This is a genomic window from Nocardia sp., from assembly GCF_025465275.1.
Lineage (GTDB): Bacteria > Actinomycetota > Actinomycetes > Mycobacteriales > Mycobacteriaceae > Nocardia.
The window spans coordinates 68,278-85,583 of the sequence record NZ_JAODNK010000216.1; the positions used below are offsets into that span (position 1 = coordinate 68,278).

At 66.1% G+C, this 17,306-nt stretch carries 14 protein-coding genes, 1 pseudogene and 1 riboswitch; of the genes and pseudogenes, 10 read left to right on the forward strand and 5 right to left on the reverse strand.

Going from position 1 to position 17,306, the window contains the following annotated elements:
* Positions 1-272 precede the first annotated feature (272 nt).
* Positions 273-995, forward strand: a complete 723-nt coding sequence (locus tag JWN03_RS45720) for a zinc ribbon domain-containing protein (protein ID WP_366914566.1) — start codon at positions 273-275, stop codon at positions 993-995.
* Positions 996-1,044: 49 nt separating this feature from the next.
* Positions 1,045-1,848 carry an alpha/beta fold hydrolase gene (locus JWN03_RS43150; RefSeq protein ID WP_297628355.1) on the forward strand — a complete coding sequence of 268 codons (804 nt, stop codon included), beginning with the start codon at positions 1,045-1,047 and terminating at the stop codon, positions 1,846-1,848.
* 102 nt (positions 1,849-1,950) lie between these two features.
* On the opposite strand, the gene JWN03_RS43155 is transcribed toward JWN03_RS43150, so the two are convergent.
* Entirely contained in the window at positions 1,951-3,924 is a 1,974-nt protein-coding gene (locus JWN03_RS43155; RefSeq protein ID WP_297628357.1) for a heavy metal translocating P-type ATPase, read from the reverse strand.
* 93 nt (positions 3,925-4,017) lie between these two features.
* On the opposite strand from JWN03_RS43155, the gene JWN03_RS43160 reads away from it, so the two are divergent.
* Positions 4,018-4,380, forward strand: coding sequence for an ArsR/SmtB family transcription factor (locus tag JWN03_RS43160; RefSeq protein ID WP_297628359.1), 363 nt, complete (start codon positions 4,018-4,020; stop codon positions 4,378-4,380).
* Between the two features lie 2 nt (positions 4,381-4,382).
* Here the strand turns inward: JWN03_RS43160 and JWN03_RS43165 are convergent, their stop codons facing one another.
* Entirely contained in the window at positions 4,383-5,147 is a 765-nt protein-coding gene (locus tag JWN03_RS43165) for a SigB/SigF/SigG family RNA polymerase sigma factor (RefSeq protein ID WP_297628361.1), read from the reverse strand.
* Between the two features lie 125 nt (positions 5,148-5,272).
* Here JWN03_RS43165 and JWN03_RS43170 point away from each other — a divergent pair, with 125 nt between their 5' ends.
* A complete protein-coding gene (locus JWN03_RS43170; protein WP_297628363.1) occupies positions 5,273-6,583 on the forward strand; it encodes a DUF1800 domain-containing protein in 1,311 nt (436 codons plus the stop codon).
* Between the two features lie 18 nt (positions 6,584-6,601).
* The gene (locus JWN03_RS43175) at positions 6,602-7,792 is read left to right on the forward strand and encodes a DUF1501 domain-containing protein (protein ID WP_297628364.1); all 1,191 of its coding nucleotides are present in this window, start codon (positions 6,602-6,604) and stop codon (positions 7,790-7,792) included.
* A 10-nt stretch (positions 7,793-7,802) separates the two neighbouring features.
* On the opposite strand, the gene JWN03_RS43180 is transcribed toward JWN03_RS43175, so the two are convergent.
* The gene (locus JWN03_RS43180; protein WP_297628379.1) at positions 7,803-7,979 is read right to left on the reverse strand and encodes a hypothetical protein; all 177 of its coding nucleotides are present in this window, start codon (positions 7,977-7,979) and stop codon (positions 7,803-7,805) included.
* Positions 7,980-8,185: 206 nt separating this feature from the next.
* A riboswitch (M-box (ykoK) riboswitch) is annotated at positions 8,186-8,356 on the reverse strand.
* Between the two features lie 168 nt (positions 8,357-8,524).
* Here JWN03_RS43180 and JWN03_RS43185 point away from each other — a divergent pair.
* Positions 8,525-10,207 (forward strand): CDGSH iron-sulfur domain-containing protein, encoded by a 1,683-nt coding sequence (locus JWN03_RS43185; protein ID WP_297628381.1) that lies wholly within the window; start codon positions 8,525-8,527, stop codon positions 10,205-10,207.
* Between the two features lie 10 nt (positions 10,208-10,217).
* Here the strand turns inward: JWN03_RS43185 and JWN03_RS43190 are convergent, their stop codons facing one another.
* Positions 10,218-11,003: a CPBP family intramembrane glutamic endopeptidase gene (locus tag JWN03_RS43190; RefSeq protein ID WP_297628383.1), complete on the reverse strand. Its 786-nt coding sequence runs from the start codon at positions 11,001-11,003 to the stop codon at positions 10,218-10,220.
* A 164-nt stretch (positions 11,004-11,167) separates the two neighbouring features.
* Between JWN03_RS43190 and JWN03_RS43195 the strand changes: the two genes are divergently transcribed.
* From JWN03_RS43195 to JWN03_RS43205, 3 genes are read left to right on the forward strand one after another with little or no spacing between them, the layout of a single operon-like run.
* Positions 11,168-13,633 carry a phosphoketolase family protein gene (locus JWN03_RS43195; RefSeq protein WP_297628385.1) on the forward strand — a complete coding sequence of 822 codons (2,466 nt, stop codon included), beginning with the start codon at positions 11,168-11,170 and terminating at the stop codon, positions 13,631-13,633.
* A 32-nt stretch (positions 13,634-13,665) separates the two neighbouring features.
* Positions 13,666-15,915, forward strand: a complete 2,250-nt coding sequence (locus tag JWN03_RS43200) for a molybdopterin-dependent oxidoreductase (RefSeq protein ID WP_297628387.1) — start codon at positions 13,666-13,668, stop codon at positions 15,913-15,915.
* Positions 15,912-16,451 carry a winged helix-turn-helix transcriptional regulator gene (locus JWN03_RS43205; protein ID WP_297628389.1) on the forward strand — a complete coding sequence of 180 codons (540 nt, stop codon included), beginning with the start codon at positions 15,912-15,914 and terminating at the stop codon, positions 16,449-16,451. Before JWN03_RS43200 ends, JWN03_RS43205 begins: the two co-directional genes overlap by 4 nt.
* 150 nt (positions 16,452-16,601) lie before the next feature.
* On the opposite strand, the gene JWN03_RS43210 is transcribed toward JWN03_RS43205, so the two are convergent.
* On the reverse strand, positions 16,602-17,060 hold the full coding sequence (locus JWN03_RS43210) for a MarR family winged helix-turn-helix transcriptional regulator (RefSeq protein WP_297628391.1): 459 nt from the start codon (positions 17,058-17,060) through the stop codon (positions 16,602-16,604).
* A 62-nt stretch (positions 17,061-17,122) separates the two neighbouring features.
* Between JWN03_RS43210 and JWN03_RS43215 the strand changes: the two are divergent.
* Positions 17,123-17,306 (forward strand): annotated as a pseudogene (locus JWN03_RS43215) (VOC family protein); the annotation flags it as partial.

Here is a 17,306-nt window from a genome sequence, read left to right on the forward strand (position 1 = left end):
GTGGGTTGGTGTGCGGAGTTGGTGGCCACGATGTCCACGACGCTGCTGCGCGAACACTGGAACACCACTGATGTGAATGTGCTGGCCTCCGGCGTGGATGGCCAAGGTAGGACGCTGCCGTCGAATGCGTGGATGGCGTTGCGGCGACTGGGCTGGAAAACCACGTGCGGGTTGGTGGTCAATGACCGGATCGTGCGGATGGCCCAAGAACTGTGGCGGCCGGGGCGACGGTCATCTACCTCGAAGACCTGCGGTCGATGGAAGCGAAAGGGATGGGCCGCAGCCACAATACGCGTCTGTCGCAGACCGTGCGTGGTCAAATCGCCGACCACACACGGCATCTCGCCGCCGAGGTCGGTATCGCGGTGGTCACTGTCCCGCCTCGTGACACCTCCAAACACTGCCCGCGCTGCCTGCTCGTGCTGCGGCATCGCAAAGCCCCGGACCGGCCCACCACACCCGGCTGGAAATGGGCGTTGTGTCCAAACCCCGACTGCGGGTGGCAGGGTGACCGCGACCAAGGCGCGTGGCAGCGCATCGCCGCGCGCGGTCTCGCGCACCAAACCAAGACCGTCCGCGATCGTGCCAGCGGTGCCATGGCGATCCGGGGCGTGGTCCAGGCCATGGAAAAACAGGCCGTCATCACGGCCACCCCCAAGACTTGTCGAGTGGATCGGTCGAAAACCGGTCCTACTCGGCGTCGGACCACCCCCCTCACGCCCCGGCGACGTGAGGTTCCCTCCCCGTCACGACCTTGCGGTCGTGGCGGTCAGCGTCCGGAGGGACACGCCTGTACGGACCGGATCTGGTTGCCTCGCGCGGCCACCCGGAACCAGAGCGTGCGCACGATCAGCATGAGCACACCCATCACCGGCCGTCACCGGCCACGCGGAGCGGCACTGGGCGCGGGGTTCCACCACCACGTCCACGCCACCCCACCCCGATGGGCAGATCCCCTGCCGGACACCATGTTCCGCATACGATCGCTTAGCTAATCAGAGACGCTGTATCTGCTCGACATTCTCACGGAAGGCAGGTCTGTCCATGCAATTCCAAAGTAGAGCACGCGGTGTCCTCGCGGTATTGGCCTTGGCGCTCGGCGTCGCGGTCGGTGCGGCTCCGGCGCAGGCCGACCCGCTGCCGACGGTAGTTCTCGTGCACGGCGCATTCGCCGACACCACCAGCTGGGACGGGGTGGCCGCGAAATTGCGCAATGACGGCTATTCCGTTGTGGTGCCGGACAATCCGCTGCGCGGCCCGGCCTTCGATGCGGCCGCGGTGCAGCGCACCCTCGATACCATCTCCGGCCCGGTCGTCCTGGTCGGCCACTCCTACGGCGGCACGGTCATCACCCAGATCCATGATCCGAAGGTCGAATCACTGGTCTATGTGGCCGCTTTCGCACCCGTACAGGGTGAGATCGCCTTCCAGGCCCTGGATCCCATTCGATTCCCCGGTAGCCAGTTGCTGCCTCCCGCACTGCAACTCCGCGTCGTCGACGACCCCAATGGCATCGCCGGCCACAATCTCGACGGCTACGTCGCCCCCGACCTGTTCAATTCGGTCTTCGCGCAGGACGTCAGCCCCGCAACAGCGGCCGACATGATCGCGCACCAGCATTCCCTCGCAGTCACCGCGAATATCGAACCGTCCGCGGCCCCCGCCTGGGCAAACACCCCGAGCTGGTACATCGTCTCCGCGCAGGATCACGTGATCCCGCCCGCGTCCCAGCGCTTCATGGCCTCCCGCATGGGCGCACACACCAGCGAACTCGACGCCTCCCACGCCTCCCTGGTATCGCGCCCCATCGAGGTAGCCGCAGTAGTGGAGTCCGCCGCCGGTCATTGATCGGGGGCCTGCGACCGGCCTACACGGTCAGAAACCGGTGCGACTCGGCAATATTTGCCACCTCACTCCGATTTCTGACCGTTCAGGCCGGACGCCGCACCATCAACGCGTCGTCGCGGCAGCCCGCTTCCAGGCGGAATTGCGAAGCAGTCGTAGGCCATTGAGTCCGACGATGACAGTAGATCCTTCGTGGCCCGCCACACCCAGGGGCAGTGGGAGATGGCCGACGAGGTCCCATGTCACGAGCACGGTGATGAATGTCGCGGCGATGACCAGGTTGGCGACCACGACGCGGCGTGCTCGCCGCGACAGCGCGATGACAGCGGGAATGGTGCCGAGGTCGTCTCGAACCACGACCGCGTCGGCGGTCTGCAGGGTGAGGTCGGATCCGGCTCTGCCCATGGCGATTCCGGTGTGCGCGGCGGCCAGCGCGGGTGCGTCATTGATACCGTCACCGACCATCGTCACCCGTGCCCCCTGAGACTCCAGCTCGCGCACCGCGGTGACTTTGCCGTCAGGCAGCAGACCGGCGCGCACGTCGGTGATACCGACCTGTTCGGCAAGTCGGAGAGCGGTGGCCCGATTGTCGCCGGTGAGCAATACCGGTGTGGCACCGGTCAATTCGGCGACAGCGGCAATTGTCGTAGCGGCTTCGGGTCGCACCTGATCGGCGATGCCGAGCACCGCGACGGGGTGCTGTTCGCACAGCACTACCACGGCGGTCCGCCCGCTCTGCTGCAGTGTCTCGGCGGCGGCAACGGCCGTCGTGTGCTGTGCCATCGTATCCAGCAGCGCGGCAGGGGATCCGACCTGAATGAAATGATCGTCGACCAGTGCCGAGACGCCTCGGCCGGGTTGAGTGGCGAATTCGTCGGCAGTCGGCAGTGACAGGTTGCGCAGCCGGGCCGCACGGACCACTGCGGCGGCCAGCGGGTGCTCGCTGGGATGTTCGGCGCCGGCGGCCAATCGCAGGATCTGCTCGTCGGTGAATGGGCTACCGGGCAGCGAGAGAATGTCGGCTAGTTCGGGGGTACCTCGGGTCAGGGTGCCGGTCTTGTCGAATGCGACCCGGGTGGTGGTGCCGAGCTGTTCCATCACCACAGCGGACTTCACGAGCACCCCGTGCCGTCCCGCATTGGCGATTGCGGCCAGCAGCGGCGGCATCGTGGCAAGAACGACCGCGCACGGTGAGGCGACGATCATGAACGTCATCGCCCGCAGCAGCGCGGTTCGCAAGGCATCGCCGAACAGCAGCGGAACTACGAATACCGCGAGTGTGGCGGCTACCATGCCGAGGGAGTAGCGCTGTTCGACCTTCTCGATGAACAGTTGCGTCTTCGCCTTTGTGCGGCTGGCCTCCTCGACCAAGCCTGCGATGCGGGCCACCACCGAATCCTCGGCGCGGCGGTCCACGCGCACCCGCAACGCGCCGGTGCCGTTGAGGGTTCCGGCGAATACCTCGTCCCCGACCGTCTTGTCTGCCGGCAGCGGCTCACCCGTGATGGTGGCCTGATCCACCTCGCTTGCCCCATGCACGACGCCTCCGTCGGCGGCGATGCGGTCACCGGGACGGACGAGGATCACGTCACCGACCTCGAGATCTGTTGCCTGCACGGTCTGCTCGTCACCGTCTGCGGTGAGGCGGGTCGCGGTGTCGGGGGCCAGGTCCAGCAGGCCGCGCACGGAGTCTTCGGTGCGGGCGGTGGCGAGGGCTTCCAGCGCGCCGGAGGTGGCGAAGATGACGATCAGTAGCCCGCCGTCCATGACCTGCCCGATAGCTGCCGCCCCGATAGCGGCGACGACCATCAGCAAATCGACGTCCAGGGTCTTCTCACGCAGCGCTTGGAGCCCGGCCAGCCCCGGCTCCCAGCCGCCGGTGAGGTAGCAGGCCAGGTACAGCGCCCACCACAGCCAAGCGGGCGCACCCAGCTGCTGAGCCGCGAGCCCCAATAGGAACAACGCCAATGCTGCTGCGGCCCATCGCATCTCGGGCAGCGCAAACGGGCGTGTCCGCCGCACCGGCGCGGCTGCCGGTGCGAGGGCGCGAGGTGTAGGCGTGGTGGTGGACGAGACCACAGGTGGACCTCCATGAAGTGGGGAAAGCCATCCGAGAATAACAGATCATATGAAGAGGTCTTCATGAATACCTGTGAGATAGACTGCACTTTCATGGGACACGGTGTAGAGGGCCGCGATCGGCCGGTGGCACGGCTCGACGCGGATTCGGCTGCGCACGTGGCGACTACATTGCAGGCGCTGGCCACCCCGAGCCGCCTGCTCATCCTGAGCGAACTGCGGCAGGGTCCCCGGCCGGTCTCCGAACTGGCCGAGTCCGTGGGCATGGAGCAGTCGGCCGTCTCGCATCAATTGCGATTGCTACGAAATCTGGGCCTGGTCATCGGTACTCGCGCGGGCCGCAGCATCGTCTACAGCCTGTACGACCACCATGTCGCCCAGCTCCTCGATGAGGCGGTGTATCACAGCGAGCATCTACGGCTCGGGCTCACCGAGCGGCCCGAGGCTGCCGGGTGAGGTCAGTCCTGCAGCACCTCTTCGCGGAGGTGGTTGAGGGTTTTTGTGAGGATGCGGGAGACGTGCATCTGGGAGATGCCCATGTGGTCGGCGATCTGCTTCTGGGTCTTCGATTCGAAGAAGCGCATGATCAGGAGTTCGCGTTCGCGGCGGGGGAGTTGGATCAGGTGCGGGCGGACCGCGATCTGTTGTTCGACGAGGTTGTAGCCGGGGTCGGTGTCGCCCAGGGATGCTGCGGGGGACATGTTCTCGCCGTCGTCGTTGATCATCGCGTCGAGCGGGGACGACTGGTAGGCATTGGCCGCGATCAGTGCGCGGGTGACGTCCAGGACGTCGACTTCGAGTTCGTCGGCGACTTCGCGGGCCCTGGGCATGCGGCCGAATCGCTGGGCGAGGGTTTCGACTGTGCCGGCCAGATGCAGCTGAATTTCCTTGGTGCGCCGGGGAACTCGCACCGCCCAGGTGTGGTCGCGGAAGTGGTGGCGTACCTCGCCCATGATGGTGGGGACGGCGAAGGACAGGAATGGCGCGCCCCGGGAGATGTCGAAGCGGTCGACCGCCTGGATCAACCCGACTCGGGCCACCTGCTGTAAATCGTCGAAAGCCTCACCGCGCCCGGAGTATCGGCGCGCAATGTGGTCGGCGAGCGGCAGGCAGCGTTGGATTACCCGCTCGCGCAGCACTTCTCGTTTCGGATTCTCGGATTCGACGGCGACCGCAAGTTCTTCGAAGGCCGGCTCGATATCGTCGTAGCTGTCTTCAATCATCGGTATCACTCCGGTAACCAGGTACCCGGGGTACACCGACGCTAAACCGCAACCCGACTGAAGATCGGCTGAAGGTTCCCCTCCGGGAGGACGCAAATGCTCGCTCACCGGCCGATACTCGGTGCATGGGGTCGCAATCGGTGCAGTGGATGCAATGCGCCCGAGTCCTGCGCCGCGCAGGATTCGGCGCGACCGGATCGGAGATAGATGCCGCGCATACGCTGCCTGTCGCCGACTATCTGCGTGCCCAGCTGGACGGGACGGCCGATCCCGGTGCGGGGCTGACGCCGCTCCCCGTTTTCGCGGAACCCGCGAGACCGGGCAGGGATGCCGCCACCGATGTCCGCAAGCGATATCAGAGCGATCTCACCGGCCGGCTGCAGACCCTGACCGGCTGGTGGGTGCGCCGCATGGCGACCGTGCACCGGCCGCTGCCGGAGAAGCTGACGCTGCTGTGGCACAACCACTTCGCGACCTCCGCGAGCAAGGTGCGCAGTGCCACCGAGATGGCAGTGCAGAACGAGACCTTACGTCGCCTCGGCGCAGGCGATTTCGGCACGCTGGCAAACGCTGTGCTCACCGATCCGGCCATGCTGCGCTGGCTCGACGGCACCGCCAATACCGCGAAAGCGCCCAATGAGAACCTGTCTCGGGAATTCATGGAGCTGTTCGCCCTCGGGCACGGCAACGGGTACAGCGAGACCGATGTCCGCGAGGGCGCTCGGGCTTTGACCGGCTGGACGATCGCGGTGGACGGCTCGACCCGGCTCGACCCGAAGCGTCATGACGCCGGATCGAAAACGGTTCTGGGCGTGACAGGTTCGCTCGGCGCGCGAGAGTTCTGTGCCGCGGTACTCGCGCGTCCCGAGTCCGCGCGGTTCGTAGCGGGCCGAATGTGGCAGCAGCTGGCCGCCGACGCGCCCCCGTCCGCAGCTGTGCTCGATCGGCTGACGACGGCCTATGGGCCCGACCGCAATATCAACCGGCTGGTGGTCGCGATCCTCACCGATGCCGAATTCGTCACTGGCACCGGCACTGTCGTACAGGGACCGGTGGAATGGCTGGTCGGCGCCATCCGGGCACTCGCCGTGCCACTGGACACCGACACCCGGGTGAAGGCACAGGTGAACGTGCTGCGCACGCTCGGGCAATTGCCCTTCTATCCGCCCTCGGTGGGCGGCTGGTCCAGCGGTCAGGCGTGGCTGTCCACCGCGGCCGCGCAAACCCGGCTGCGCGCGGCTACCGGACTGGCGCAGAAATCCGACCTGAGCTGGCTTTCCGGGACCGGCGCGGCCGATCGCATCGATGCCGTCGGCTATCGACTCGGAATCGGGCACTGGTCCGATCGCAGCGCCGCGGTACTGGCCTCGGTGCACGGCGACCCGATCCGGCTGACCGCCATTGCCCTGAACACCCCCGAATACCTGACCAGCTGAGCGGAAAGGCCTTGCCCCATGCCGGAATTCAACCGCCGGAACTTCCTTGCCGGCAGCAGCGTGCTCGGCGCCCTCGGCGTCTTGGGCGTCGCCGGCGTGACCTGGGACGAGCTGCACCATCGCGCTGACACCACGCCGCTTCCGGCCGGCTCCGGCGTACTGGTGCTACTCACCCTCTACGGCGGAAACGACGGCATCAATACGGTGATCCCCTACGCGGACAACGCATATCACGCTGCCCGCCCGGAGCTGTCCTACCAGCCGGAGGAGGTGCTGAAGCTGGATGCGCAGCTCGGCCTCAATCCCGCCATGAAGGGTTTCGCGCAGCTGTGGCAGCAGCACGACCTGGCCATTGTTCGCGGTGTCGGCTATCCACGTCCCGACCACAGCCACTTCCGGTCGATGGATATCTGGCAGACCGCCGCACCGGATGAGCCGGTCAACTCCGGTTGGATCGGCCGCTGGCTGGATGCCGCCGGTGGTGATCCCATTCGCGCGGTCAGTATCGGACCGGTGCTGCCGCAGCTGGCGATTGGCGCGAAATACACTGCCGCGGCACTGGATCCGGCCTCCGCGCCCCTGTCCGCCGATATGGCGGCAGCGCTGAGCGGGCTGGCGACAGTGGATCCGCACGACAGCGCGGCACAGGCACTGGTGTGCGCCGGATACGGTGCGGACGAGGCTGTGCGGCAGGCCTTCTCGACGATCGAACCACCCGAGAAATCGCCGGACAATCCACTGACCGCCCAGCTCGATCTGGTCGGCAAATGCATCAAAGCCGGTGTCCCGACCCAGGTTTACTCGGTCAGCCTGGGCGGCTTCGACACCCACGCAGATGAGCGCCGCACCCAGCAGCAATTGCTGGGCCGCCTGGATGCCGCGGTCTCCGGTTTCCTCGCGGATATGGCAACCCATCCGCGGGGTCGTGACGTAGTTCTATTGGCCTACAGCGAATTCGGCCGCCGGGTCGCCGCCAATGCCTCGCAGGGCACCGACCACGGAACGGCCGGACCGGTATTCGTCGCCGGCGCCCCGATCCGGGGCGGATTCTATGGCGACGAACCCAGTCTCACCGACCTCGACAATGGTGATCTGAAGACCACCGTCGATTTCCGCGACGTCTACCACGAGCTACTGCACAAGGTGGTCGCGACGGACCCGGGTCCGGCTGTCGGCCCGGGCCGCCGCGATATCGGGCTTATCGCGTGAAAAGTCCTGGTCACCGGTAGTAGGTCGGCCCGCCCATGGAGGCGGTGAAGACCGCCGCGCGGTTGAAGGATGCACGCATATTGTGGCGCTCGGCAGCGGTCAGGGTGTGCCGGGCCTTCATGCGCCGGGCCGAGTCGCCCAGGATGGAAAGAACGGTGAGCTGACGCGGGGATACGGTGAAGGACATGACTTTCTCCTTACGGAAAGTCAGCCGCCGCAAGCTATTTCGCGGCAGGCTGGGAACGAACGGTGGTACACCGGACTCGGATACGGACTATCGCCGGACTTCATGTCGTCCCTTCACCTCCTTGCCGCTGGGACGCACGGGGGCGTCTGAAAAACGTGGGTCAACCGCACACGTGCAGGGGAGTAGGCCAAAGCCGAACGGCTTGGCCGGCACCCCTCTCGTCAGAGCTTCGGCACTGAACGACGTATCCCCGAGCGGGGAAGCCACTTTGGATCGACCCTTAATCCGGGATGATCTGTCCTAACCCTGGGCGTCTCTCGACGTCGTCGGATCAGTGGCCTGTGTTCGAACAGGAGCCTCGCCTAGCGAGGTGCTGACCTGGCAATACTGGACCGGTACGGACCGGTTGTCAAGCCGCCGCGCTCCGCCGGCGTGGCCCGAGGGGGCGGTTTCGCGCGTACGCGCTGAGCGAACTACCGCGCCCGCGGTTCGATTCGTTGGCATCCTTCTGAGTGGACATCCGCCACCGCGAGGGAAGGCCGACCTTGACTACCGCCACGCAATCCGAACTGTATGCACTACTGGCTCGCGCCCGCCGGCTCGATGGCGAGCTCGTCGAGGGCGCCCACCCGCTTGCTGATTCGGTAATCCGCCCACTTGCCGCCGGTACCGGCGAATTCGACGGTGAGGCAATAGAATTCGACGTGCAGGCCGAGAGTCCAGGGCTGCGGCTGTGGGAGCTGGCCAAGGATGCCACGCGGCTGCGTGCCACCTGCGACCTGCCGGAACTGCAGGAAGCAGTGGCCGCGCTGCAGCATCTTGCCTGCGTATTCGCCGCCGATGAAGCGACTTTGAGTGCGCGCGTAACGGAACTCGCTGAGATACAGGGCGTTTCGCCGACTCGCATCGATGTCGCGACGGACGGTCCGTATTTGGTGACCAATCCTGAGTCCGTCACCAACTGGCTCGGCGAACCCATTCGCACCTTCCCGCAGATGGCGTTATGTCGTTGTGGCGCTTCGGAAATGAAACCACTGTGCGATGGCAGCCATGCCCGGGTCGGATTCACCGGCGCGAAGGACCCGGACCGTGTCCCCGACCGGCTGGACACCTATGAGGGCATGTCGGTGACGGTCACCGACAATCGCGGGTTGTGTGCGCATTCGGGATTCTGCACCGACCGGGTGCCGACAGCGTTCCGGTCCGCTGCGGATCCATTCGTGGCGGCCAGCGGTGCCCGTGCTGATGAGTTGATGGCCGCGGTGCGAGCCTGCCCGTCCGGTGCGCTGGGCAGCCCACAAGTCGCGTTCCCCGAGCGTGCGGCCGCCATCGAGGTGTCCAAGGACGGCCCCTACCGGGTCACCGGAAATGTCCCGCTCGACGGGGAGGTGCCCCGCGAGCACTACAGCCTCTGCCGCTGCGGGCACTCCCGCAACAAGCCGTTCTGTAGCGGGATGCACTACTACGTCGAGTTCCAGGATCCGCCGATGTCGGCGGATCCGACGCTGTACGAGTGGGCTGGTGGCCTGCCCGCGATCACGCGGATGACGCAGATCTTCTACGGCAAATACGTTCCGCAGGACGAGCTTTTGGCACCGTTGTTCGCGCGCATGTCCCCGGATCATCCCGAGCGGGTTGCCGCGTGGCTGACGGAAACCTTCGGTGGGCCGAACCTGTACACCGAGCGGTACGGCGGTTACGACCATATGGTCGCCGAGCACGCGAACAAGTCGCTCACCGAGGAGTGGCGTGCCCGCTGGGCGCAGTTGATCTCGCGGTCGGCCGATGATGCGGGCTTGCCCACGGACCCGGAGTTCCGGGCCGCGTTCGCCGCCTATATCGAGTGGGGTTCGCGTATCGCAGTGGAGAATTCACAGCCCGGCGCGACTCCGCCGCCGCATATGCCGGTGCCCCGCTGGTGGTGGGTGTGCAACGCGACCCCCGGTTCACGAGTCTCCGCGCTGGCCCCGGTCACTGAGGCAGCGATCGAACTTCCGGCCGAGGGTGAGCCGCTGGGTTTCGCCGATCACATCAAGCCGCTGTTTCGTGAAATGGACCGCAAATCCATGAGTTTCGTGTTCGATCTGTGGTCTCACGATGACGTCGCCCAGCATGCCGACGCGATCCTCACCCGCCTGCGTCAGGGCAGCATGCCTTGCGATGGTGCGTGGCCGTCGGATCGGGTCGACGCCTTCGCCCGCTGGATAGCCGACGGCTGCCCAGCCTGATCCGAGGAGCTCAGTGCGCGCGGTGACGTACCGCGCGCACCGCCATGACAGTGGCGGCGACTACCGCTGCCCCGACCGCGACGAAGACGACCTGCGGCCGGTCCAAGGTGTTGTCACCGGCCACGAGGTACCACGCGATATTGATCAGCCAGTGCCCGATCGACGCGATCAGGACCCGCTGGCGAACGCCCCCATTGCCCAGATAGCCGAGCAGCACCGAAAACGACATGGCCGCCACGATGAAGGAAATGGCCGCCACGAACCCCGAGGCGAAGGCTTGGACGTGCCATAACGCCCATATCGCGCCGGTGAGCGCGACAGCCGCGAGCCGGCCCATTCGCGACTCCAGGAGCGGCTGCAGCATGCCGCGCCAGCCGATCTCCTCACCGCACGCGCCGATGAACTGCAGCACCACGAACACCGCGAAGGGTGTGCCCGCGACCGCGACGGGCCCGACCACGGCATGCCCGGACCAGGCCATTGCCGCAGCGGCCAGCAGCCAGATCGATACGCATGCCACGATGATCGCCAGCAGATCGACGCGCACTCGCCGCCAGGGGATTTCAGCGGGCAGTAGCCGAGTGATGTTCTCGCGGAAGGACACCCAGGTGATCAAGGCTCCGATTGCCGGGGCGAACTGCACCAGTGACAGCACCGACGCATCGATCCCGCTGAGGGATTGCACGGCAAGCATTCCTGCCGAGGCGACCAGTGTGACCACGATGTAGAGAGCGACCGCAGCCCACAGCCGTGTCCGGACGTTCTGCGGGGAACCCGTCTCGGGCGCAGCTTCCATCCTGGAATCCTTGCACGGATCCCGACATTGCGGCCGGGGCTGGAGCGCGCTCGGGTGCGGTGCGTCGTAGTGGCGTGCCGGATTGCGCGGCCGGTAGCCTGGGCAATGAAATCCCCGCCTGTAGGTTCGCCCAGCGATGTCCCGAAGCGTGAGGAGCTCGACGCATGACGCAGTTGACCGGCGCAGATAGTGATACCTCGGCCGATAATATCGGCGGGCAAGGCGGCGAGACCGTCGCTCCGCAGCCCTATCGGCTCAGTGAGGTGGCCGGTCCGCTCGAACGCGACGAATTGACGACCATCGATGCGTGGTGGCGGGCAGCGAACTATCTGGCGGTAGGCCAGATCTATCTGATGGCCAATCCGCTCCTGCGGGCGCCGCTGGAGCCCGAACAGATCAAGCCGCGGTTGCTGGGGCACTTCGGTACCGTGCCCGGGTTGAATCTTGTTTGGGTGCATGCGAATCGCGCCATTCTGGCGCGGGATCTGAATGCCGTGTTCGTCGCCGGTCCAGGGCATGGTGGGCCGGGGCCCAATGCGTGCGCCTGGCTGGAGGGCACGTATTCCGAGCTGTACAGCCACATTCCGCGCGATGGTGAGGGAATGGCCGCGCTGTTCGCGCAGTTCTCGTTCCCGGGTGGTGTGCCCAGTCACTGTGCGCCCGAGACACCCGGCTCCTTCCATGAGGGCGGCGAGCTCGGCTACTCACTGCTGCACGCTTTCGGTGCGGCACTGGATAATCCGAGCCTCACGGTCTTCTGTGTCATCGGCGACGGCGAAGCCGAGACGGGCCCGCTGGCCGGTAGCTGGCATGCGAACAAGTTCATCAATCCGGCGCGTGACGGCGCGGTGGTGCCGATCCTGGCGCTGAACCAGTACAAGATCGCGAATCCGACGATTCTGGCTCGTATTCCGGAGTCCGAACTGGTCTCGCTGTTGCGCGGATACGGGTACGAGCCGGTCATCGTCTCCGGCAGCGATCCGGCCGCGGTACATCAGGCCATGGCGGCCGCCATGGACAGCTGCCTCGACCGTATTGCCGCCATCCAGCAGGCCGCACGGAGTGGTGACGGCACGCGGGCAATCTGGCCGATGATCGTCCTACGCACCCCGAAGGGCTGGACCTGTCCGCCGGTGGTCGACGGTGAGCGGGTCGAGGGCACCTTCCGTGCGCACCAGGTGCCGCTGCCCGCCGCCCGCACCGACGCGAAACACCGTGCGGTGCTGGAACAGTGGCTCGAGTCGTACCGGCCGGGCGAACTCTTCGACGAGGCAGGGCAACCGGTCCCGGACCTACAGCGTCTGGTGCCGGTGGGCGACCGGCGGATGAGCGCCAACCCGGTGACCAATGGCGGCATGCTGGTCCACGACCTGCGCCTACCGGACTGGCGTGACTACGGCGTGGAGGTGCCCGGACCGGGTGTGACCAAGCATGAGGCGACCCAGGTGCTGGGTACCTGGCTGCGCGATGTCACCGCCGGGAACCCGGACAACTTCCTCACCTTCGCGCCCGATGAACTCGCCAGCAATCGCCTACAGGACATCCTCACGGTGACCGGCCGCGACTGGCAGGCCGAAATCGGTGAGTACGACGTGAAATTGGACCGCAGGGGCCGCGTCATCGAGGTGCTGTCGGAGCACATGTGCGAGGGTCTGCTGGAGGGTTATCTGCTCACCGGCCGGCACGGCGTCTTCACCTGTTACGAGGCCTTCATCCACATTATCGACGCCATGTTCAATCAGCACGCCAAATGGCTCGACGCCAGTGCGGCGGTGGCTTGGCGGCGGCCCATTCCGAGCCTCAATTACCTTTTGTCGTCCCATGTTTGGCGCCAGGACCACAATGGCTTCACTCATCAGGACCCCGGTTTCCTGGATGTGGTGCTGAACAAGTCGCCGGAGATCGTGCGCGTATATCTGCCGCCGGATGCCAATACCCTGCTCTCGACCTACGACCACTGCCTGCGCTCGCGGCACTACGTCAATGTCGTGGTGGCGGGCAAACAGCCTCAGGCCGACTGGCTTTCGGTGGGAGAAGCCGCCGCGCACTGCGCTCGTGGAGCGGGTATCTGGGAATGGGCGGGCCACAATGACGATGTCGGTACCACACCCGATGTGGTGCTGGCCTGCGCCGGTGACGTGCCTACCCTGGAGACCCTCGCCGCCGCTGCCATTCTGCGGGAACGGCTGCCGGAGTTGCGGATTCGCGTGATCAATATCGTGGACCTGATGCGATTGCAGCCGCGGGGCGAACACCCGCACGGCCTGTCGGACAGCCTCTTCGACACCATGTTCACCACCGACCGGCCCGTCATCTTCGCCTTCCACGGCTATCCGTGGCTCATCCACCGCCTGACCTACCGCCGTGCCAACCACTCCGGCCTGCACGTGCGCGGGTACAAGGAGAAGGGCACCACCACAACGCCTTTCGATATGGTGATGCTCAATGATATGGACCGGTACCACCTGGTCATGGACGTCATCGATCGGGTGCCCGGCCTGCGGACCCAGGCGGCCGGTCTCCGTCAGGAGATGGTCGACGCGCGCTGGACCGCGCGGGCCTGGACCCGGGAACACGGCGAGGACATTCCGGAGGTCGCCGACTGGACCTGGCCCTACTCGGGTAAGTAGCGCTAGTGAACTAACTGTCCTACGCTGTTCCAATGACGGAATGGCGGCCCACGGCATGCATCCTGTGCGAGTGCAACTGCGGCATTCAGGTGCTGCTCGGGCCGGACGGCCGGTCCTTCGAGAAGATCCGCGGCGATAAGCTGCATCCCGCCTCGGCGGGGTACACCTGCAACAAGGCCCTGCGCCTGGACCACTATCAGAACGGGCGCACGGGCCGGATCACCGCGCCGCTGCGCCGCCGGCCCGACGGTGAGTTCGAGGAAATCGACTGGGATACCGCGATTTCCGAGATCACCGGACAGCTGCAGGAGGTCGGGCTCCGCTACGGCGGCGAATCGATCTTCTATTACGGCGGTGGCGGTCAGGGCAATCACCTCGGCGGGGCGTATGCGCCCGCCACCATGGCAGCCTTCGGGATGAAGTACCGGTCGAGCGCGCTGGCGCAGGAGAAGACCGGTGACTTCTGGGTGGGTGCGCGCATGTTCGGGCACCCGGTGCGCGCCGACGTCGAGCATGCCGAGGTGGCGTTCTTCATCGGCAAGAATCCCTATCAGTCGCACGGTTTTCCGCGGGCCCGCACGGTGCTCAAGGAGATCGCGCGCGATCCGGACCGGTCGATGATCGTGCTCGATCCGGTCCGCACCGAGACGGCGGAACTCGCCGACTTCCACCTGCAATTGCGACCGGGCACCGATGTCTACCTGCTGTCGGCAATGGCGGCAATCCTGCTGCGCGACAATCTGATCGATGTCGAATGGCTGGCCGAGCACGCGGAGGGTCTCGACGAGGTGGTCGCGGTGCTGGGCGGTGTGCCCATCGAGAAGTACTGCGCCATCGCCGATGTCGATACCGACCTGGTGGTGGCCGCGACACATCGGCTGGCGCAGGCGAAATCGGTGGCCGCGCTGGAGGATCTCGGCGTGCAGATGAACCGGTACTCCACCGTCGTGAGCTATCTGGAGAAGCTGGTGTGGCTGCTCACCGGCAATCTCGCCAAGCCGGGAACCCAATACGCGTTCACCGGCATGGCCGCCATCGGCCACGACCGGGGACATCCGGCAGGGGAGTGGCCCAGGAGCCCGGTGGCCGGCGCGCCCATTATCAGCGGCCTGATACCCGCCAATGTGATCACCGAGGAGATCCTCACCGATCACCCGGCCCGCTACCGCGCCATGTTCATCGAGAGCAGCAATCCCGTGCACTCCCTGGCGGATTCGGCCCGCATGCGGGCGGCTCTGGAAGCGCTGGAGTTGGTGGTGGTCATCGATGTGGCGATGACCGAGACCGCGCGCCTGGCCGACTACGTGCTGCCCGCGGCGACCCAGTTCGAGAAGTACGAGGCGACGTTCTTCAACTTCGACTTCCCCCGCAATATCTTCCACCTCCGCCATCCGGTGCTGCCCGCGCCCGAGGGCGTGCTGTCGGAGCCGGAGATTCATGCTCGGCTGGTCGAGGCCTCGGGCGCGCTCACCGAGGATGATTACGCGCCGCTGCGCGCCGCGCTCGCCGAAGGGCGGCAGGCGTTCGCCATGGCATTCCTCGGTGTGCTCGCCGATCGCGCCAAGTCGAAACTCGCTCCCGTACTGCTGTATCGGACCCTCGGCCCGACGCTGCCCAATGGTGCGGCGGCGGCCGCCCTGCTCTGGGCGGCGGCGTACAACTGTGCCCGCAAGTTCCCCAAGAGTGTCGAACGCGCCGGATACGGCACCGGACTGGAAGCGGGGGAGCGGCTCTTCGAGGCCATCCTCGCGGGAAAGCACGGCGTCGTCATTACCGAGGACGACTACGAGGAGACCTGGAACCGGCTGCGCGACAACAAGGTACAGCTGAGCATCGCGGAACTGCTGCAGGTGCTGGCCACGCTGCCCGAACCCGAATCCGTTGGCGGGCAGTGGCCTTTTGTACTCTCCGCCGGCGAGCGCCGCGCCTTCACCGCGAACACCATCGTCCGCGATCCCCTGTGGCGCAAGCGGGATAGCGGCGGCACGCTCCGGATCAGCGTCACCGACGCCGACCGGCTCGGGCTGGCGGCAGGCGACCTCGTGCGCGTCAGCACCCGGCGCGGCAGCGTCGAGGTGCCGGTGGAACCCACCGATCGCATGCGCTCCGGACACCTGTCTCTGCCCAATGGCTTCGGACTCTCGGTCACCGATGCCACCGGTGCGCAGGTCACCACCGGTGTCGCACCCAACGAACTGACCGAATTCGACTCCCGCGACGAATGGGTCGGCACACCGTGGCACAAGTACGTCCCGGCCCGGCTGGATACCGTGGGCGCATGAAAAGGACGACTTTCGCGAACTGGCCGTGCACCGTAGCTCGCACCGTCGACCTCATCGGCGACTGGTGGACGCCGCTGGTCCTGCGCGAGGCGTTCTACGGCGCCAAGCGTTTCGACGATTTCGAGCGCACCCTCGGTCTCAGCCGCAATGTGCTCACCCAGCGCCTCACCCGCCTCGTCGATGAGGGCCTCATGCAGAAGGTCCCCTACCAGGACCGGCCGCCCCGCCACGAATACCTGCTCACCGACAAAGGCCGCGACTTCTTCCCCGTCGTCGCCGCCATGATGCAGTGGGGCGATACCTGGCTAGCCCCCGACGCCGGCCCCCCAATAGTCCTGCACCACAACACCTGCGACCACGACACCCACGCCGAAGTGGTCTGCGCCCACTGCCGAGAACCCCTCCGCCACCCCGACGTATCCGTCCGCCTGGGCCCCGGCTTCCCCGACCGTCACCGCGAAACTGCCTTGGCCACAGGCAGATTCGACACAACCGACTCAGCAGAGATCACCTCGGTGGCCGGGACCCGATCCTGACAGCAAGTGTCCAACCAGCCGAGTTCACGGCGTTCGCGCGAGCGTGTAGACGATGTCGGCCGCACCGATGAATTTCGGGTCGCCTGCACGGATCTTCATGCTCGGCTGCACTCCTGTCCGAGCGCGACGAGATGTGCGCCGGGGAACGAGCTATGCACCGTCGTTTCCATCGCGCAGGGAATGGATCATGCTCTGCAGGATCCGGAACGCGCCTGACCGCTCGGTCTCGGTCATGCCGGCCAGCATTCTGACCTCGACGGACCGGACCGCTGCGGTCGCCTTCTCGAGGCTCCGTCGTCCGCGAGCCGTGAGCCGCGTGGGAAGAACCTTTCCGACCGGTGCCTCCGCGGGCCTGGTCACGTAGCCCTCTCGTTCCAGGGCCTGGAGCAGCACGTTCATCGTCTGCCGTGTCACAAACGCGCCACGTGCGAGCTCGGAGTTCGACAAGCCCGGTCGTTGAGCCAGCAACTCGAGGCAGGAGTAGTGCGTCACGCTCATTCCGAGCGGCCGCAGCACCTCCTCCATGGCTGCACGGAGAGCGCTCGACGCCTCTTTCAGCAGGTAGCCCAGTGACGTCTCCAGGTCGACGCCGACACCGTCTTGACTCATGTCAGTATTCTGACATAGATTGACCTGTGTCAGAAAACTGACACGAAAGAAGGAGCATCATCATGCCCGCCACCGGTCCCGACTTCATCTCGTTCCAAGCACGCGACCTCGACGCTTCTCAGGCGTTCTACGAGCAGTACCTCGGCCTCGTCCGCTCGCAGGCCGGACCTCCGCACGCCGTCGTCTTCGAGACGAAGCCGATCGCGTTCGCGCTCCGCGACGTCGTTCCCGGCACCGATCTCGCAT

Bases quoted from the DNA above. Each gene is read 5' to 3' on its own strand.
- JWN03_RS43170 (WP_297628363.1), top strand. From the start codon at position 5,273: ATGGGGTCGCAATCGGTGCAGTGGATGCAATGCGCCCGAGTCCTGCGC.
- JWN03_RS43205 (WP_297628389.1), top strand. From the start codon at position 15,912: ATGAAAAGGACGACTTTCGCGAACTGGCCGTGCACCGTAGCTCGCACC.
- JWN03_RS43165 (WP_297628361.1), bottom strand. From the start codon at position 5,147: ATGATTGAAGACAGCTACGACGATATCGAGCCGGCCTTCGAAGAACTT.
- JWN03_RS43190 (WP_297628383.1), bottom strand. From the start codon at position 11,003: ATGGAAGCTGCGCCCGAGACGGGTTCCCCGCAGAACGTCCGGACACGG.
- JWN03_RS43180 (WP_297628379.1), bottom strand. From the start codon at position 7,979: ATGTCCTTCACCGTATCCCCGCGTCAGCTCACCGTTCTTTCCATCCTG.
- JWN03_RS43195 (WP_297628385.1), top strand. From the start codon at position 11,168: ATGACGCAGTTGACCGGCGCAGATAGTGATACCTCGGCCGATAATATC.
- JWN03_RS45720 (WP_366914566.1), top strand. From the start codon at position 273: ATGGGCCGCAGCCACAATACGCGTCTGTCGCAGACCGTGCGTGGTCAA.
- JWN03_RS43160 (WP_297628359.1), top strand. From the start codon at position 4,018: ATGGGACACGGTGTAGAGGGCCGCGATCGGCCGGTGGCACGGCTCGAC.
- JWN03_RS43175 (WP_297628364.1), top strand. From the start codon at position 6,602: ATGCCGGAATTCAACCGCCGGAACTTCCTTGCCGGCAGCAGCGTGCTC.
- JWN03_RS43150 (WP_297628355.1), top strand. From the start codon at position 1,045: ATGCAATTCCAAAGTAGAGCACGCGGTGTCCTCGCGGTATTGGCCTTG.
- JWN03_RS43200 (WP_297628387.1), top strand. From the start codon at position 13,666: ATGACGGAATGGCGGCCCACGGCATGCATCCTGTGCGAGTGCAACTGC.
- JWN03_RS43210 (WP_297628391.1), bottom strand. From the start codon at position 17,060: ATGAGTCAAGACGGTGTCGGCGTCGACCTGGAGACGTCACTGGGCTAC.